We start from the raw sequence: 14,315 nt of genomic DNA, 5'->3' as shown, positions 1-14,315 counted from the left end.
TGACCGGGGCACGATTGCGCGCCGAAGCACGGCTGTCCAGCGCATTGGACGGGCCGTGGCCGCGCGCCTACACGCCCTGCCAATGCGCTATTTCCTCGACACCGAATATAATGGACGCGGCGGCGAGTTGCTGAGCCTGGCCCTGGTCCCGGACGATGGCGACGACCTGTACCTGACCCTGAAGCCGGAGCAGCAGCCGGTCGAATGGGTGGAGCGCAACGTAGTCCCTTATATGGATCACGTGCCCGACCAGCTGTCGTGCCCGAGGCTTTCCCGCAGTGATGCCGCCCACGCGCTGGAGAATTACCTTCGCCACGACGAGCAACCGCTGATCTTCGCCGACTGGCCCGAGGACATCGCGCTGTTCTGCGGTCTCATGGTCATCGCGGAGGGCGACATGATCGACGTCCGCCACGTGCTGTTCCAGCTCCTCCCGCTCAGCGGCTTCAGTACCGCGGCCAACAGCAAGGTGCCGCACAATGCGCTGCACGACGCGCGGGCGCTCAGGGATCACATCTTGAGCTTGGAATAGCGCCGCTTTTCAAGCAAAGCGGGTCCATGGTTCCCTTTTCGTTCGCAGGCGAAACATTCGTGCCGTCGGCCGAAGGTGCGCTTTACTGGCCCGCCCAGCAGGCGCTGCTGGTGGCCGACCTGCATCTGGAAAAGGCGAGCTGGTACGCCCGGTTAGGGCAGTTGCTGCCGCCTTACGATTCGCACGCGACGCTGACGGCCGTTGCGGCGGAGCTGGAGCGGACCGGGGCGAGCCGGGTCTATTGCCTGGGCGACAGCTTCCACGATCGCTTCGGCTGCGACCGCCTGCCCGACCAGTCGCGCGAGTTGCTGGTTCGGATGACGGCGCAGGTCGACTGGGTGTGGATCATCGGCAATCACGATCCCGGCTTCGCGGACCATTGCGGCGGCCGAATCGTCGAAGAGGTTGAGGCCGGCCCGATCGTGCTTCGCCACGAAGCCGTGCGCAAAGAGCCGCGCGGCGAAATTTCCGGCCACTATCACCCGAAGATGCGGCTTAGCGTTCGCGGCAAGAACGTGTCGCGCCGCTGCTTCGTCATGTCGTCCTCGAAGATCATCATGCCGGCCTTCGGCTCGCTGACCGGCGGGCTCGATGTCCGTCACCCCGAAATCGTCAAGCAGCTGGATGGCGGGGCGCAGGCGCTGGTGCCGGTCGCCGACCGACTGCTGCGCTTCCCGATCGCGGCCTAGTCGAGCTTCAGTTCGATCGCCATCGCGCCGCTTGGGCTGAGCAGCAGCCGCGCGGTCGCCGGCTTGCGCTTGCCGAAAGTTGCGGCCTGAAGTTCGTTGCGGGCGGCGTGGCGATCAAAGCTACAGCCTTGCGCTTCCGCGCCTTCCTTGAGGCTGTCGAGATGCCGGTCGAGATCGAGAATCCCGTCTTCGGGGTCGAAGCGCATTTTCTCTTCCAGGTCGGCCTGCCGGTTGGTTTCGCTCATCGTGCGTGTTTCGCGGGCGGCGGCGGCTGGCGCAAGCCCCGCGATTGCCTGTCACGGGCCCGCCGCATAAGACTTTGAGCAATGAAGGCCAGCCTCCCACTCTCGCTTTGCGCGCTCTTGCTGCTGTCGTCCGCCGCGAACGCGCAACCGATCGACCCGCGAACGCAAGCGCGGATCGACCGGATCCTGAAGCGTACCCCGCTGATCGACGGACACAACGACCTGCCATGGGCATTACGCGAGGGCTTCAAGAGCCGGGTCGAGGGGCTGGAAGCCGGCAGCGCGGGGCGGACGCCCCCGCTGATGACGGACATGGCGCGGCTTCGCGCGGGCCGGGTCGGCGGGCAATTCTGGTCGGTGTACATCACCGGCACGCTGGTCGGCGACGAGGCGATCCGCACGACCATCGAGCAGATCGACACCGCCCGGCGCATCATCGACGCTTACCCGCAGCACTTGCGGCTGGCGCGCACCGCCGACGATATGGTTCGAATCCATCGGCAAGGGCGCATCAGCTCATTGCTCGGGATTGAAGGCGGTCGGCAGATCGGAGGTTCGCTCGCCGCGCTGCGCCAGTTCTACAACCTGGGCGTCCGCTACATGACCCTGACGCACAATCAGACGACTGAGTGGGCGGACTCGGCGACCGACGATTACAAGCACGATGGGCTCAGTCCGTTCGGGGTCGCGGTGGTTCGAGAGATGAATCGCCTCGGGATGCTGGTCGACCTCAGCCATGTTGCGCCCTTGACGATGAAGCGCGCGATCGCCGCCAGCAGAGCGCCGGTGATTTTCTCCCACTCCGACGCGTTCGCGCTCAACCCGCACCCACGCAATGTCCCCAATGACGTGCTCGCCCTGCTGCCGGCCAATGGCGGCGTCGTCATGGTGAATTTCTTCCCGGTGTTCCTGTCCCGGCAGGTGCGGGACTGGTCGATCGCCCGGTCGATGGAGGAAACCCGCCTGAAGGCGCTCTATCCGTTCAGCTCCAAAGAGGTCGAAGCGAACCTTGCCGCCTGGGAAGTCCAACATCCGCGACCGCGCGTTCCGGTAAGCCTCGTTGCCGATCACATTGAACATATCGTCCGGATCGCAGGGTTCGATCATGTCGGGATCGGCGGCGACCTGGATGGGGTGCCGTTCACGGTCGACGGCCTGGAAGCTGTCGACGGCTATCCGGCGCTGTTCGCCGAATTGATCCGGCGCGGCTGGAGCGATCGCAATCTTGCCAAGCTTGCCGGCGGCAACGTCCTGCGCGCGCTTCGCGGGGCCGAGGCGGTGGCGGCGTCGATGGAAGACGAACCGGCGTCGATGGCGACCATGGAGACGGTGAAGTGACCAATCCCCCGCTCCGCGCCGCGATCACGCCAGTCACCCCGCTGCAGCAGAATTGCACGTTGCTGTGGTGCACGCAGACGATGCTAGGCGCGTTCGTCGATCCGGGCGGCGACCTCGCCCGCCTGAAGGCCGTCGCGCAGCAGGCCGGGGTCACGGTCGAGAAAATCCTGCTGACCCACGGCCATATCGACCATGCCGGACAAGCCGGGGTGCTCGCTGCCGAACTGGGCGTGCCGATCGAAGGCCCGCACGAGGACGATCGGTTCTGGATCGACCGGCTTCCCGAAGATGGGGCGAAATATGGCGTTCCCGGCGACCCCTTCGAGCCGGACCGCTGGCTTGCCGACGGCGATCGCGTAACGGTCGGCGAACTGACGCTCGACGTCCGCCATTGCCCCGGGCACACCCCGGGCCACGTCGTCTTTCACCATCCCGAATCGAAGCTTGCGCTGGTCGGCGACGTTCTGTTCCGCGGATCGATCGGCCGCACCGACTTTCCCCGCGGAAATCATCAGGCCCTGCTCGATTCGATTACCCAGCGGCTGTGGCCGATGGGCGAGGACACCGCGTTCATCCCCGGCCACGGGCCGATGTCGACCTTCGGGCACGAGCGCAGGACCAACCCTTACGTCGGCGACTCGGCGCTTGCCGCATAGGCTTCGACGGGTTGCGCTGACGCTCCGTTCCGCTATAGGAGCCGCGGTTCGCGACGATCCGGCCGCCACCTTCGGGCTAGCCCGTTGAGAAAGGCGCGAGATCGTCGCTAATTTTTTTGAATATTCAAAGGTGCCGCAATGGCTGTCCCTAAGAGAAAAACCTCGCCGTCGAAGCGCAACATGCGCCGCAGCCATCATGCGTTGAAGGCTACGGCCTTTCAGGAATGCCCGAATTGCGGGGAGCTCAAGCTGCCGCACAATTTGTGCAACTCTTGCGGCCACTACAACGGCCGTGAGATCGTCTCGGACGACGCCTAAGCTTCTCCAGCGAGTAAGGGGCTAATCAGCGATGGACGCAGCCCCGCGGATCGCGATTGACGCAATGGGTGGAGACACCGGCCCGGTGGCGATGGTCGCCGGGGCCGCCCGCGCGTTGCGCAAAGACCCCAAGCTTCGCTTCCTGATTTACGGCGACGAGAAGCTGATCGGCGCCGAGCTCGAGCGCCTTCCGGCCATGCGCGCGGCCTCCGAGATTGTCCACACCGCGGAATCGATCGCCGCCTCCGAAAAGCCGAGCCAGGCGATCCGCCGGGCGCGCGTCACCTCGATGGGCATGGCGATCAATGCGGTAAAGGATGGCGAGGCCGATGCGGCATTGTCGGGCGGGAACACCGGCGCGCTGATGGCGATGGCCAAGCTGGCGCTGCGCACCATGCCGGGGATCGACCGGCCCGCGCTTGCCGCATTGCTGCCGACCCTGACCGACACCGACCTGGTGATGCTGGACCTGGGCGCCAATACCGAGTGCGATGCGCAGAATCTGGTCCAGTTCGCGGTCATGGGATCCGCCTACGCCCGAACGGTGCTGCAAGTGCAGAAGCCGCGGGTGAAGCTGCTCAACATCGGCACCGAGGAGCTCAAGGGCACTGACGAGCTGAAGGAAGCCGCGGCCCTGCTCCGCGAAGCCGATTATCTGCCGTTGCGGTTCGACGGGTTTACCGAGGGCGACCAGCTGTCTCGAGGCAACGTCGACGTCGTGGTGACCGACGGCTTTTCCGGAAACATCGCCTTGAAGACGGCCGAGGGCACCGCGCGGTTCGTCACCGACCTCTTGCGCCGTGCCTTCAAAAGCTCGCTCCGGTCGAAAGCGGGCTTTGCCTTGTCGAAGCCGGCGCTGAACCTGCTCAAGGTCCACCTTGACCCTAACAACCACAACGGCGCGGTCTTCCTAGGCCTCAACGGCCTGGTGGTGAAGAGTCACGGCGGCGCCAATCCCAAGGGGGTCGCCAACGCGGTCAAGGTCGCCGCGAGCATGGTTCGCAACGATATCACGCGAAAGATCGGCGAGGATCTCGACGAATTCCGCGCCCACGCCTTCAATCACGAGGGGGCATAAATGGCCCTGCGTTCAATCGTTGCCGGCGTCGGCTCGGCACTGCCGAAGCGGCGGGTCTCGAACGCCGAACTGGCCGAGACCGTCGACACTTCCGATCAGTGGATCGTCGAGCGCACCGGAATCCGCAGCCGCTATATCGCTGGCGAAGGCGAAACCACCGCCAGCCTGGCCACGGATGCGGCGCGCAAGGCGCTGGAGCATGCGGGCATCGACGCGTCGGAAGTGGGGCTGATCGTCCTTGCGACCGCGACCCCCGACCAGACGTTCCCCTCGTCCGCAACCAAGGTCCAGGCGGCGCTCGGCATCAACGACTGCGTGGCGTTCGACGTCCACGCGGTGTGCACCGGCTTTCTATATGCGCTGACCGTCGCCGACTCGATGATCCGATCCGGCACTGCGACGACCGCGCTGGTCATCGGGGCCGAGACCTTCAGCCGAATCCTCGACTGGGAAGACCGCGCCACTTGCGTCCTGTTCGGCGACGGCGCCGGCGCACTGGTGCTTCGCGCGGAAAACGGCGAGCGCGGTATCCTGGCCACCAAGCTGCACGCGGACGGGCGCCACAACGACCTGTTGTTCGTCGATGGCGGGCCATCTAGCACCGGCACCGTCGGCAAGCTTCGGATGAAAGGCCGCGAGGTGTTCCGCCACGCGGTCGTCAACCTGGCAGACGTGTTGAACGAAGTGCTGGCCGAGGCCGGGCTGAACTCAGCCGATGTCGACTGGGTAGTGCCGCACCAGGCAAATGCGCGCATTCTCGATGCAACTGCAAAAAAGCTTGGGCTGTCGCCGGACAAGGTGGTGGTGACTGTCGACCAGCACGCCAACACATCCGCCGCGTCGGTCCCGCTCGCCTTGGACACGGCGGTGAAGGACGGACGGATCAAGCGCGGCGACCTGCTGGTACTGGAAGCGATGGGCGGTGGCTTTACATGGGGCGCTGCCGCGCTCAGGTATTGATAAATATCAGTATTTCTGGGCATTACGACTGAATTGCCGAAGTGACCGGACTCCGTTACGGTCATGTATCGGCTTAGGGGGCCGAACGGAGGGCGGGAGAAAACAATGGCCGACTTGGGAATCCCTCGGGTCAGCAGTGAAGCTGCACTTTCCGGTACGCTGACGCGCGCCGACCTTTCCGATGTCGTGCACCGCAAGCTCGGCCTGTCGCGGGCCGAGTCGGCCAACGTGGTCGAGCGCGTGCTCCATCACATGTGCCATTCCCTGTCGGACGGCCAAAACGTGAAGATTTCAGGTTTCGGCACGTTCATCCTGCGCGACAAGGGCGAGCGCGTTGGGCGCAACCCGAAGACCGGGATCGAAGTCCCGATCGCGCCGCGCCGCGTGATGACGTTCCGCGCCAGCCAGATCCTGCGCGAACGGATCGCCAAATAGCCAGCGTGGGCGTCGAAAAAGACCCGGGCGCTTTCAAGACGATCGGCGAACTTTCCGCCGATCTGGGCGTGGCCCAGCACATCCTGCGCTATTGGGAGAGCAAGTTTCCCCAGCTTCGGCCGCTGCAGCGGGCCGGCAACCGCCGCTATTACCGGCCCGAAGACGTCGCGCTTGCGCGCCGCATCCATCGCCTGCTCAACCAGGAAGGCTATACCGTCCGCGGTGTCCAAAAGGTGCTGGACGCGAAAGACGGTCCAGCACGGGCCGCCCCGGCGGAGCAGCCTTCACCCGTCCCTGCCCACAACGGCGGCCAGGTCGACATTGCCAGGCTCATCGCCATCCGCGATCGGCTCGCCGCCGCGCTGGGCGAATAGGCGCCCGCGAACCCGAGCGACCGCTTCCTCCAGCGGAACGCGCCTGACTTCGACGCCCGGCGGGAAAGCGCGCAGCAGCCGCGAGGGCATCGCCGCCGACAGGATGACGAAAACGCCCCGGTCTCCATCACGCCGGATCAGCCGCCCGAAGGCCTGCGCGAGCCGGGCCCGGACGACGCGGTCGTCGTAGGCCGCGCCGCCGCCCGCCATGCGCCGCGCCGCGTGCAGAACCGTCGGCCGCGGCCAAGGCACGCGTTCCATCACTACCAGCCGCAGCGATTCGCCCGGCACGTCGACCCCGTCCCGAAACGCATCGGTCCCGAGCAATGAAGCGCGCGGATCGTCGCGGAAAATGTCGACCAATGTGCCCGCGTCGATCGGATCGACATGCTGGGCAAGCAGCGGGAGCCCGGCGCGCGCGAGCCGGTCGGCGATCCGCGCATGGACCGACTTGAGCCGCTGGATGGCGGTGAACAGGCCCAGCGTTCCGCCCCCCGCCGCCTCGATCAGCCGCGCGTAGGCGCCCGACAATGCCGGAATGTCGCCCTGCCTGACGTCGGTGACGATGAGGACTTCCGAAGCCGCCGCATAGTCAAACGGGCTTTCCGCCTCGAACCGCTCGACCGGAGCATCGAGGTGGGCGGCGCCGGTGCGCGCCTCCGCCGAATCCCAGCCGTCGCCGCCGCGCAGGGTCGCTGAAGTCACCAATACGCCTTGCGCCGGTTTCAGCACCGCCTGCGCCAGCGGCCGGGTCGGGTCGAGCCATCGGCGGTTGATGGCGATATCGAATTCCCGACCATCGACCCGGTCGACCGCCAGCCAGTCGACGAAGTCGGGGTCGGCAGGGCCGCCGATGCGCGCCAGCAGGCCGATCCACGCCAGCAGAATTTCGCGGCGCCAGGTAAGGCCGTTGATTGCCCCGTCGACCCGCGCCCGCGCCTGGCTGTCCAGCCAGTCGGGTGCGTCCTCGAGCACCGCTTCAAGGCGGCGCGACAGTGCGGCGAGCGGCTTTTGCAGCGCTTCCAGCGCCTCCATCGCCGCGGCCGCGCTTGCCACCAAGGCGCCATCGGCTTCGGCCAGTTCGGTTTCGAGCCCATAGCCCGCGTCCTGCGCCTTCGCCCGCGCGTAAACGGTGCCGCGCACCTCACCCAGAAGCGCCTCGATCGGCCCAAATGGCGCGCCTTCGGCAATCCGCCCAAGCCAGCCGTCGGACGGCATGAAGCGCGCGGCATCGAGCGCCGCTTCGAGCGCCGCCGCCCCTTCCTCGTCATAAGAAGCGACGTCCATCAGCCGCGCGGCCAAACCGCGCCGACGCCCGCGCGACTTGCCTTCCGGGCCGACGATCCAGCGGCGCATCTCGATCGCTTCCTGCCCGCCGAAACAGGTGGCGAACGTCGAATCGGCGGCGTCGAACAGGTGATGGCCTTCGTCGAACACGATTCGTTGCGGCGAAGCTTCGCGAGCGCGGGCGGCGTTGATCATCACCAGGGCATGGTTGGCGATCACCAGATCCGCCTCGCGCCCCGCGCGTTCGGCGCGTTCGATGAAACAGCGGCGGTAGTGCGGGCAGCCGGCGAACACGCATTCACCGCGCCGGTCGGTGAGCGCCGTCGCGCCGGCACGGCGGAACAGGCTCGGCAGCCAGCCAGGCAAGTCGCCGCCGACCATGTCGCCGTCCTTTGAATAAGCGGCCCAACGGCCGACCAGCTGGGCGAGGATCGCGGCGCGGCCCGCGAAGCCGCCCTGCAATGCGTCCTCAAGATTGAGCAGGCACAGGTAGTTTTCGCGGCCCTTGCGGACGACGATGCGCCGCGCCCGCTCGTCGGCATCGCCGAACAGCCGCGCGCCCTCGGCATCGAGCTGCCGCTGGAGCGCCTTGGTGAAGGTCGATACCCAAACGGTGCCGCCCGCCTGCTCAGCCCACAGCGAGGCGGGCGCGAGGTAAGCGAGCGTCTTGCCGATGCCAGTCCCGGCCTCCGCCAGCAGCATGTTGGGCGAGTCCTGCGACCGGCGCGGCGCAAACACCTTGCTTGCCGCGGCAGTCATCGCCCGCTGGCCATCGCGCGTTTCGGAGGTGGTGCCGACAAGACCCTTGAGCTTGGACTCGGCGGCTTCGCGGCCGACGCTGACGGCCCGCGCGGGTGGCCGTTCCGCACCCTCTTCCCAAACCTTCAGCCGGGAAAACAGCATCCGCTCGCCGCGCTCCGGCCGGGCCAGCCGTTCCGACACCAGAGGCGCCCACGGCCAACCCATCCGCGCCAGGCTGGCGTTGACGGTCCACGCGCCTTCGCGTTCGCGCCAATCGGGATCGTCGAGACTGTCGAGCAACTGGGCGGCGATCGACTGCAGCGCTGCCGCGGCCTCGGTTTCGCTGCCCGGCGGGTCGAGTCCGACGGCGCGGCTCAGGCCCGCTGGGGTCGGCACCGCGAACCGCGCCGGATGGATGAAGGCGAACAGCTCCAAAAGGTCGAGGCCCGACAGCTCGCCATAGCCGAGCCGCTGACCGACCAGCGGCGCGTTGAGCACGATATGCGGCGTTTCGGCAGCGCGCGCGATCGCCTCGCCCCGCTCCGCCTCGCGCACGTCGCCGCCGCGATCGGCGATCCAGATGCCGGCATGGGTGGCGTGCAGTGCGGGAAGTGGAAGCCGGCTCACCAGCTCATTTGAAAGCAGGCGAACAAAATAGCAACGAAGCTTAGCGGCTGGCCCCGTCGAATGGGGTGATTTTCAGGCTGTCCAGATCCAGGTTCGGGACACAGCGCAGGTTGATCATCGCCCCCGGACCGTTGGGGCCCGGCCCTTCCGCGAACGGCTGCACGCCGCAGGTCCGGCAGAAGCGGTGCGCGATGACGCGCTTGTTGAAGCGGTATTCGCCAAGCGCCTCCTCGCCGCCGACCACAACCTTGTCCCGCGCGACGAAGGTCAGCAGCATCCCCTTGCGGCGGCAGTGCGAGCAATTGCAGGAGATCGCTTCGCCCGGCAGGTCGCCATCGACGTCAACGGTAACCGCGCCGCAGTGGCACGAAGCCTGGTAGCTCATCGCCGTCCTTTCCCCTCAAACCTTCCCGCGCTAACGCGCCGTCACATGTCCGACTTTGATCTCCCCACCGCCGCGATGCAATCCAAGGCCTGGCCTTACGAGGAGGCGCGCAAGCTGCTGAAGCGCTGGCCGGACGGGAAGCCGGGCGGCGAAGCGGTCATCTTCGAGACCGGCTACGGGCCCTCCGGACTGCCGCACATCGGCACTTTCAACGAAGTCGCGCGCACGACCTTCGTCCGCCAGGCCTATGCCGAGCTGACCGGGGGGGCGCCGACCCGGCTGATCGCGTTCAGCGACGACATGGACGGCCTGCGCAAGGTTCCCGACAACGTCCCGAACCATGCGATGCTGACGGAGTACCTGGGCAAGCCGCTGACTCGTATCCCCGACCCGTTCGGCGAGCACGAAAGCTTCGCGCACCACAATAATGCGATGCTCCGCCGCTTCCTCGATCGGTTCGGCTTCGACTATGAATTCATGTCGGCAACCGATTGCTATGCATCGGGCCGGTTCGACGAGGTGCTGCGCAAGGTGCTGCGCCAGTGGGACGCCGTGATGGCGGTGATGCTGCCGACCCTGCGCGAAGAGCGCCGCAAGACCTATTCGCCGGTGCTTCCGATCTCGCCGACCAGCGGAGTCGTCCTTCAGGTCCCGGTCGAAGTCGTCGATGCCGATGCCGGAATCATCGCGTTCGAAGACGGCGGCCAGCGTGTCGAGCAGTCTGCGCTCGGCGGACGCGCCAAGCTGCAGTGGAAAGTGGACTGGGCGGCGCGCTGGGTGGCGCTCGGCATCGACTATGAAATGGCCGGCAAGGACTTGATCGACAGCGTCGTGCAGTCGAGCAAGATCGCCCGCGCGCTCGGCGGCCGTCCGCCGGAAGGCTTCAACTATGAAATGTTCCTCGACGAAAAGGGCGAGAAGATTTCGAAGTCGAAGGGCAACGGCCTCAGCCTCGAGGAATGGCTGACCTACGGCACGCAGGAAAGCATGGCCTTCTACATCTACCGCGAGCCGAAGAAGGCGAAGAGCCTGCACATCGGGGTGATCCCGCGCGCGGTGGACGATTATCTGCAGTTTCGCGGCAATTACGCAGCGCAACCGATTGAGCAGAAGCTCGGCAACCCGGTCCATCACATTCATGGCGGCAAGGTGCCGTCAGCCGCCCTCCCGCTGACCTACGGGCTGTTGCTCAACCTCGTCAGCCTGCCCGGAGTTGGCGACAAGGCAACCGCCTGGAAATTCGTGCAGCGCTATGCGCCAGGCACATCGCCGGAAAACAGTCCGGAGCTGGACGAGCTCATCGGGCTTGCCGTCAATTATGCGCGGGACTTCGTCGCGCCGAACCTGAAGCGCCGCGCGCCGACTGCCGAGGAAGCGGCGGCGCTGCGCGATCTCGATAGCCAGCTGGCGGCGACCGATGCCACGGAGGCCGACCCCATCCAGAACATCGTCTTCGAGGTCGGCAAGCAGCATTTCGGCAAGGAGCAGCTTCGCGGCTGGTTCCAGGCGCTTTACGAAACACTGCTTGGTTCCAGCCAAGGGCCGCGGATGGGCAGCTTCATCGCGCTTTACGGGATCGAGAATAGCCGCAAGCTTATCGCCGAAGCGCTCGCCACCGCCTGAGCCGTTAAAGGCGCTGGACGGTCGCCTTGGCCAGTTCGATGGTCTTGGCCTTGTTGGTCGCGTCCTGGCCGCCGACCGCGAACAGGTAGATCGCCGTGCGGCCGCCTTTGCCGACGTACAGGCCAAAGTCGTCTGACCAGAAGGCTTCGTCGCCGATCCCGGCTATCGGTTCGATCTTGGAGCCTTGGTCGACGACGCCCTTCTTCGCGCTGGCAAAGTCGACATCCTTGACGATGACGCTGGTATTGCCGGTGTCCATCAGCCGCTCGCCCTGAAAACCGAATTGGCAGATATCGAGCCCGGCCGCGCCGCCATCGGCGGGAAGCTTTTCGGCATCGCGGCCGAAGGCGCGCTCCGCATCCTGCTCGGTCAGGACGTCGCAGGCCTTGGAACCGGCCGCGGCTGCCTGGGATGGCGCCGCGTCACCAGCCGGTGGCGCATCGGCCGATTTGCCGCACGCCGCCAAGGCTGCCGCCAGCATCAAAAGCCCGACTGACCCGAATTGCCGCATCGATGAACTCCTTAATCAAACCCAGGATCGGTTATCCCGCCAAGGTCAGTGGGAATGGGGAGCTTCGCAGATACCCGCCGCCTTCGGGTCGTTGTCATCGCCCGGACGAGCGTGCGTGCCAAGCGTCAGCGGGTCGTCCTGCTTCGGGCCGATCGCCAGCGCCCGGGGATCGTCCTGCTTGGGACCGATTGCCTCACGCCCGCCCTGCACCACGATGCCGCGGATGCTGTGGCCGGATCCGCCGGATGCTTTCGGATCGTTGTCATCACCCGGGCGTGACAGCGTTCCAGGCGTCAGCGGGTCATCTTGCTTGGGCCCGATCGCCAGCTTGCGCGGGTCGTCCTGCTTGGGCCCGATCGCCTCGCGCCCGCCTTGCACGACAATGCCGCGGGCCGGCGAACCGCCCTGAACGATAATGGTTCGGCCCGGCGTCCCGCATTGCGTGCGAGGATCGTCCTGTTTCGGCCCGATGCTCTGAACTCGAACTGGGGCCGCCGGTGCAACCTGTTGAAGCCCAGCCACCGAGACCACCAATGCTGCAAATACATCGATCATGCGCGACTCCCCTCAATCAGGCGAGTTTGCCCACCTTCAACCGCAGAGTCTCGGCCTTTTTTGCCGAGCTAGCGGACACGGCTCAGCGCTTCGCAGCGATCGGCTCATGTCGCCTTGCGCGCAGCGATCCAGCGGTCGATCTTCTGCTCCAGGATCGTCATCGGCAACGCGCCGGTCATCAGCACTTGGGCGTGGAAGTCGCGGATGTCGAACTTCGGGCCAAGCTCCGCTTCCGCTTTTCGGCGAAGCCGCTGGATGGTGAGAGCACCGATCTTGTAGGCGAGCGCCTGGCTTGGAATGACGATGTAGCGCTCGACCTCGGCCGTCGCCTCCGTCCTGCTGAGGTCGGAATTGGCAAGCATGTAGTCGATCGCCTGCTGGCGGGTCCAACCCTTGGAGTGAATGCCCGTATCGACCACCAGCCGCATCGCCCGGAACATCTCGTCCGATAGCGTACCGAACCGCTGATAGGGGTCGTCATACAGGCCCATGTCGTAGCCCAGGGTTTCGGCATAAAGCGCCCAACCTTCGACGTAAGCGGTATTGAAGCCGAAGCGCATAAAGGCGGGGAGTGCCTCGTTTTCCTGCGCTAGGCTGAGCTGGAAGTGATGCCCGGGCGCGCCTTCGTGAAGGTAAAGCGTCGTCATCCCCGGCGTCGTGCGCGACGGCAGGTCGTAAGCGTTAAAGTAGAACACGCCGGGGCGCGATCCGTCGGGGCTTCCGCGGCTATACGCGCCGCCGGCCTCGAACTTCTCGCGGAACGGCTCGTAAGGGCGGATTTCCAGCCGGCTTCTCGGGACGGTCGAGAAGAGGCGCGGCACTTGGGCATCGACCTTCTTGGCGATCGCATAATAGCCCGCCGTCAGGGCCTCCCGGCTCTTCATCTTCAGCTTCGGATCGGAACGAAGGTGGTCGAAGAATTGCGGCAGCGTGCCCTTGAAGCCGATCTCTTGCTTGGCCTTCTCCATCTCGCCGGTGATTCGCGCCACCTCGTTGAGGCCGATGGTGTGAATCTCTTCCGGCGTGAGCGGCAAAGTGGTCGTCGATTCGACGAGATAGCGATACAGCTTGTCGCCGCCCTTCATGTACATGAGGCCGTATCCGTCGCGGGCCGCGGGCAGATATTCGGTCTTCAGATAGTCGCGAAGGCGCCGATAGGCAGGGTAGAGATCGTTGGCGATCGAGGCCTCATAGGCCGCGGCAAGGCGGGTCCGGTCGGCAGCGCCGATCGTGTCCGGAAACTTCCTGATCGGTCGGTACAAAGGCGAGTTTTCCGGCTTTTCGGCCAGGATGTTTCCGATCTGCTCGATCATGTTGCGGACCGTCATCTTGGTATCGACGACGCCGCTGCGCTGCCCCTGCCGGAATCGCTCGATGGCCCGGTCGAGGTAGGTCACGAACTCGGTGTTCCGCTTCAGGCTGTTCTCATAATCTTCAAGCGTCTTGAATGGCGCCGCTCCCTCCCCGCTCGCGAACGTCGGGTAAAAGGTGTGGAAGCCGAAAAAGTGGTTGAGCGGGCGGACCTCGGTCAGCGCCAGCAGGTCGGGCTGCAGCCCGCGCAGGTCGTCCTTTCGCTGATATTCGAACACATCGTAGGCCAACTGGTCGGTCTGGCTCAGCACCGAGCGGTCGATCTGCCGGAGCGCTGCCAGGTCAGCCTCCGCGGCGGCCCGGCTCTGTGCGTTATATTCGTCGGTGATATAGTCGCCGAAATGCGCGGCATTGCGCAGGTCGCCCCTGCCAATTGCGGTCAGCGGGTTGCGTTCAAGCGCCGCTTCGTCGCTGGCCTTGAACAGGGAAAACAGGCGGTCGTGTTCCGCCTGCGGATCGGCCGCCGGAGCGGGTGCGACCAAGGCAACTGGCACCGGCGGGACGATTGCGACGGGCGCGCTTGTCGAACATGCCCCCAACGCGACAGCGGAAACGCAGAGCATGGGGGTATGGGGGGTGTAGCGCATCGC

16 protein-coding genes are annotated in these 14,315 nt (G+C 65.8%); 10 read left to right on the top strand and 6 right to left on the bottom strand.

The annotated features are described in order from the left end of the window. The first annotated feature begins 82 nt into the window (after positions 1 to 82). Positions 83 to 532 (top strand): 3'-5' exoribonuclease, encoded by a 450-nt coding sequence (locus tag G7078_RS03175; RefSeq protein ID WP_166092915.1) that lies wholly within the window; start codon positions 83 to 85, stop codon positions 530 to 532. Positions 533 to 558: 26 nt separating this feature from the next. Then, on the top strand, positions 559 to 1,221 hold the full coding sequence (pdeM, locus tag G7078_RS03170; protein ID WP_166092913.1) for a ligase-associated DNA damage response endonuclease PdeM: 663 nt from the start codon (positions 559 to 561) through the stop codon (positions 1,219 to 1,221). Here pdeM and G7078_RS03165 read toward each other — a convergent pair. Next, positions 1,218 to 1,466, bottom strand: coding sequence for an aminotransferase class IV (locus G7078_RS03165; protein WP_166092911.1), 249 nt, complete (start codon positions 1,464 to 1,466; stop codon positions 1,218 to 1,220). The two genes, pdeM and G7078_RS03165, sit on opposite strands and share 4 nt — an antisense overlap. Before the next feature lie 81 nt (positions 1,467 to 1,547). On the opposite strand from G7078_RS03165, the gene G7078_RS03160 reads away from it, so the two are divergent. From G7078_RS03160 to G7078_RS03130, 7 genes are all read left to right on the top strand, one after another. Next, on the top strand, positions 1,548 to 2,804 hold the full coding sequence (locus G7078_RS03160; RefSeq protein ID WP_166092910.1) for a dipeptidase: 1,257 nt from the start codon (positions 1,548 to 1,550) through the stop codon (positions 2,802 to 2,804). Continuing rightward, positions 2,801 to 3,460 (top strand): MBL fold metallo-hydrolase, encoded by a 660-nt coding sequence (locus G7078_RS03155; RefSeq protein ID WP_166092908.1) that lies wholly within the window; start codon positions 2,801 to 2,803, stop codon positions 3,458 to 3,460. Before G7078_RS03160 ends, G7078_RS03155 begins: the two co-directional genes overlap by 4 nt. A gap of 138 nt (positions 3,461 to 3,598) precedes the next feature. Continuing rightward, a complete protein-coding gene (rpmF, locus tag G7078_RS03150; RefSeq protein ID WP_166092907.1) occupies positions 3,599 to 3,778 on the top strand; it encodes a 50S ribosomal protein L32 in 180 nt (59 codons plus the stop codon). A 31-nt stretch (positions 3,779 to 3,809) separates the two neighbouring features. Continuing rightward, positions 3,810 to 4,856, top strand: coding sequence for a phosphate acyltransferase PlsX (plsX, locus tag G7078_RS03145; protein WP_166092905.1), 1,047 nt, complete (start codon positions 3,810 to 3,812; stop codon positions 4,854 to 4,856). After that, a complete protein-coding gene (locus G7078_RS03140) occupies positions 4,857 to 5,816 on the top strand; it encodes a beta-ketoacyl-ACP synthase III (RefSeq protein ID WP_166092903.1) in 960 nt (319 codons plus the stop codon). It abuts the gene before it with no gap. A 105-nt stretch (positions 5,817 to 5,921) separates the two neighbouring features. After that, a complete protein-coding gene (locus G7078_RS03135; protein WP_166092901.1) occupies positions 5,922 to 6,251 on the top strand; it encodes an integration host factor subunit alpha in 330 nt (109 codons plus the stop codon). Positions 6,252 to 6,256: 5 nt separating this feature from the next. After that, positions 6,257 to 6,625, top strand: a complete 369-nt coding sequence (locus tag G7078_RS03130; protein WP_166092899.1) for a MerR family transcriptional regulator — start codon at positions 6,257 to 6,259, stop codon at positions 6,623 to 6,625. On the opposite strand, the gene G7078_RS03125 is transcribed toward G7078_RS03130, so the two are convergent. Together G7078_RS03125 and G7078_RS03120 are read right to left on the bottom strand one after the other, a co-directional pair. Beyond that, positions 6,536 to 9,283 carry an ATP-dependent DNA helicase gene (locus G7078_RS03125; RefSeq protein ID WP_166096087.1) on the bottom strand — a complete coding sequence of 916 codons (2,748 nt, stop codon included), beginning with the start codon at positions 9,281 to 9,283 and terminating at the stop codon, positions 6,536 to 6,538. The two genes, G7078_RS03130 and G7078_RS03125, sit on opposite strands and share 90 nt — an antisense overlap. Before the next feature lie 37 nt (positions 9,284 to 9,320). Further along, complete coding sequence (locus G7078_RS03120; protein ID WP_166092897.1) at positions 9,321 to 9,665, bottom strand: GFA family protein; 345 nt, start codon at positions 9,663 to 9,665, stop codon at positions 9,321 to 9,323. A gap of 45 nt (positions 9,666 to 9,710) precedes the next feature. Between G7078_RS03120 and G7078_RS03115 the strand changes: the two genes are divergently transcribed. After that, a complete protein-coding gene (locus tag G7078_RS03115; RefSeq protein ID WP_166092895.1) occupies positions 9,711 to 11,288 on the top strand; it encodes a lysine--tRNA ligase in 1,578 nt (525 codons plus the stop codon). Between the two features lie 4 nt (positions 11,289 to 11,292). Here G7078_RS03115 and G7078_RS03110 read toward each other — a convergent pair whose 3' ends face one another. The 3 genes from G7078_RS03110 to G7078_RS03100 all read right to left on the bottom strand — a co-directional run bounded on the left by G7078_RS03110 (position 11,293) and on the right by G7078_RS03100 (position 14,288). Further along, positions 11,293 to 11,799 (bottom strand): hypothetical protein, encoded by a 507-nt coding sequence (locus tag G7078_RS03110; protein ID WP_166092893.1) that lies wholly within the window; start codon positions 11,797 to 11,799, stop codon positions 11,293 to 11,295. A 45-nt stretch (positions 11,800 to 11,844) separates the two neighbouring features. After that, on the bottom strand, positions 11,845 to 12,354 hold the full coding sequence (locus G7078_RS03105; RefSeq protein WP_166092891.1) for a hypothetical protein: 510 nt from the start codon (positions 12,352 to 12,354) through the stop codon (positions 11,845 to 11,847). A 104-nt stretch (positions 12,355 to 12,458) separates the two neighbouring features. Further along, on the bottom strand, positions 12,459 to 14,288 hold the full coding sequence (locus G7078_RS03100) for a DUF885 domain-containing protein (protein ID WP_166092889.1): 1,830 nt from the start codon (positions 14,286 to 14,288) through the stop codon (positions 12,459 to 12,461). Between the last annotated feature and the right edge of the window lie 27 nt (positions 14,289 to 14,315).

It is taken from the genome of Sphingomonas sinipercae (assembly GCF_011302055.1).
Taxonomy (GTDB): Bacteria; Pseudomonadota; Alphaproteobacteria; order Sphingomonadales; family Sphingomonadaceae; genus Sphingomicrobium; species Sphingomicrobium sinipercae.
This window is presented reverse-complemented; position numbering and strand designations above follow the sequence as displayed.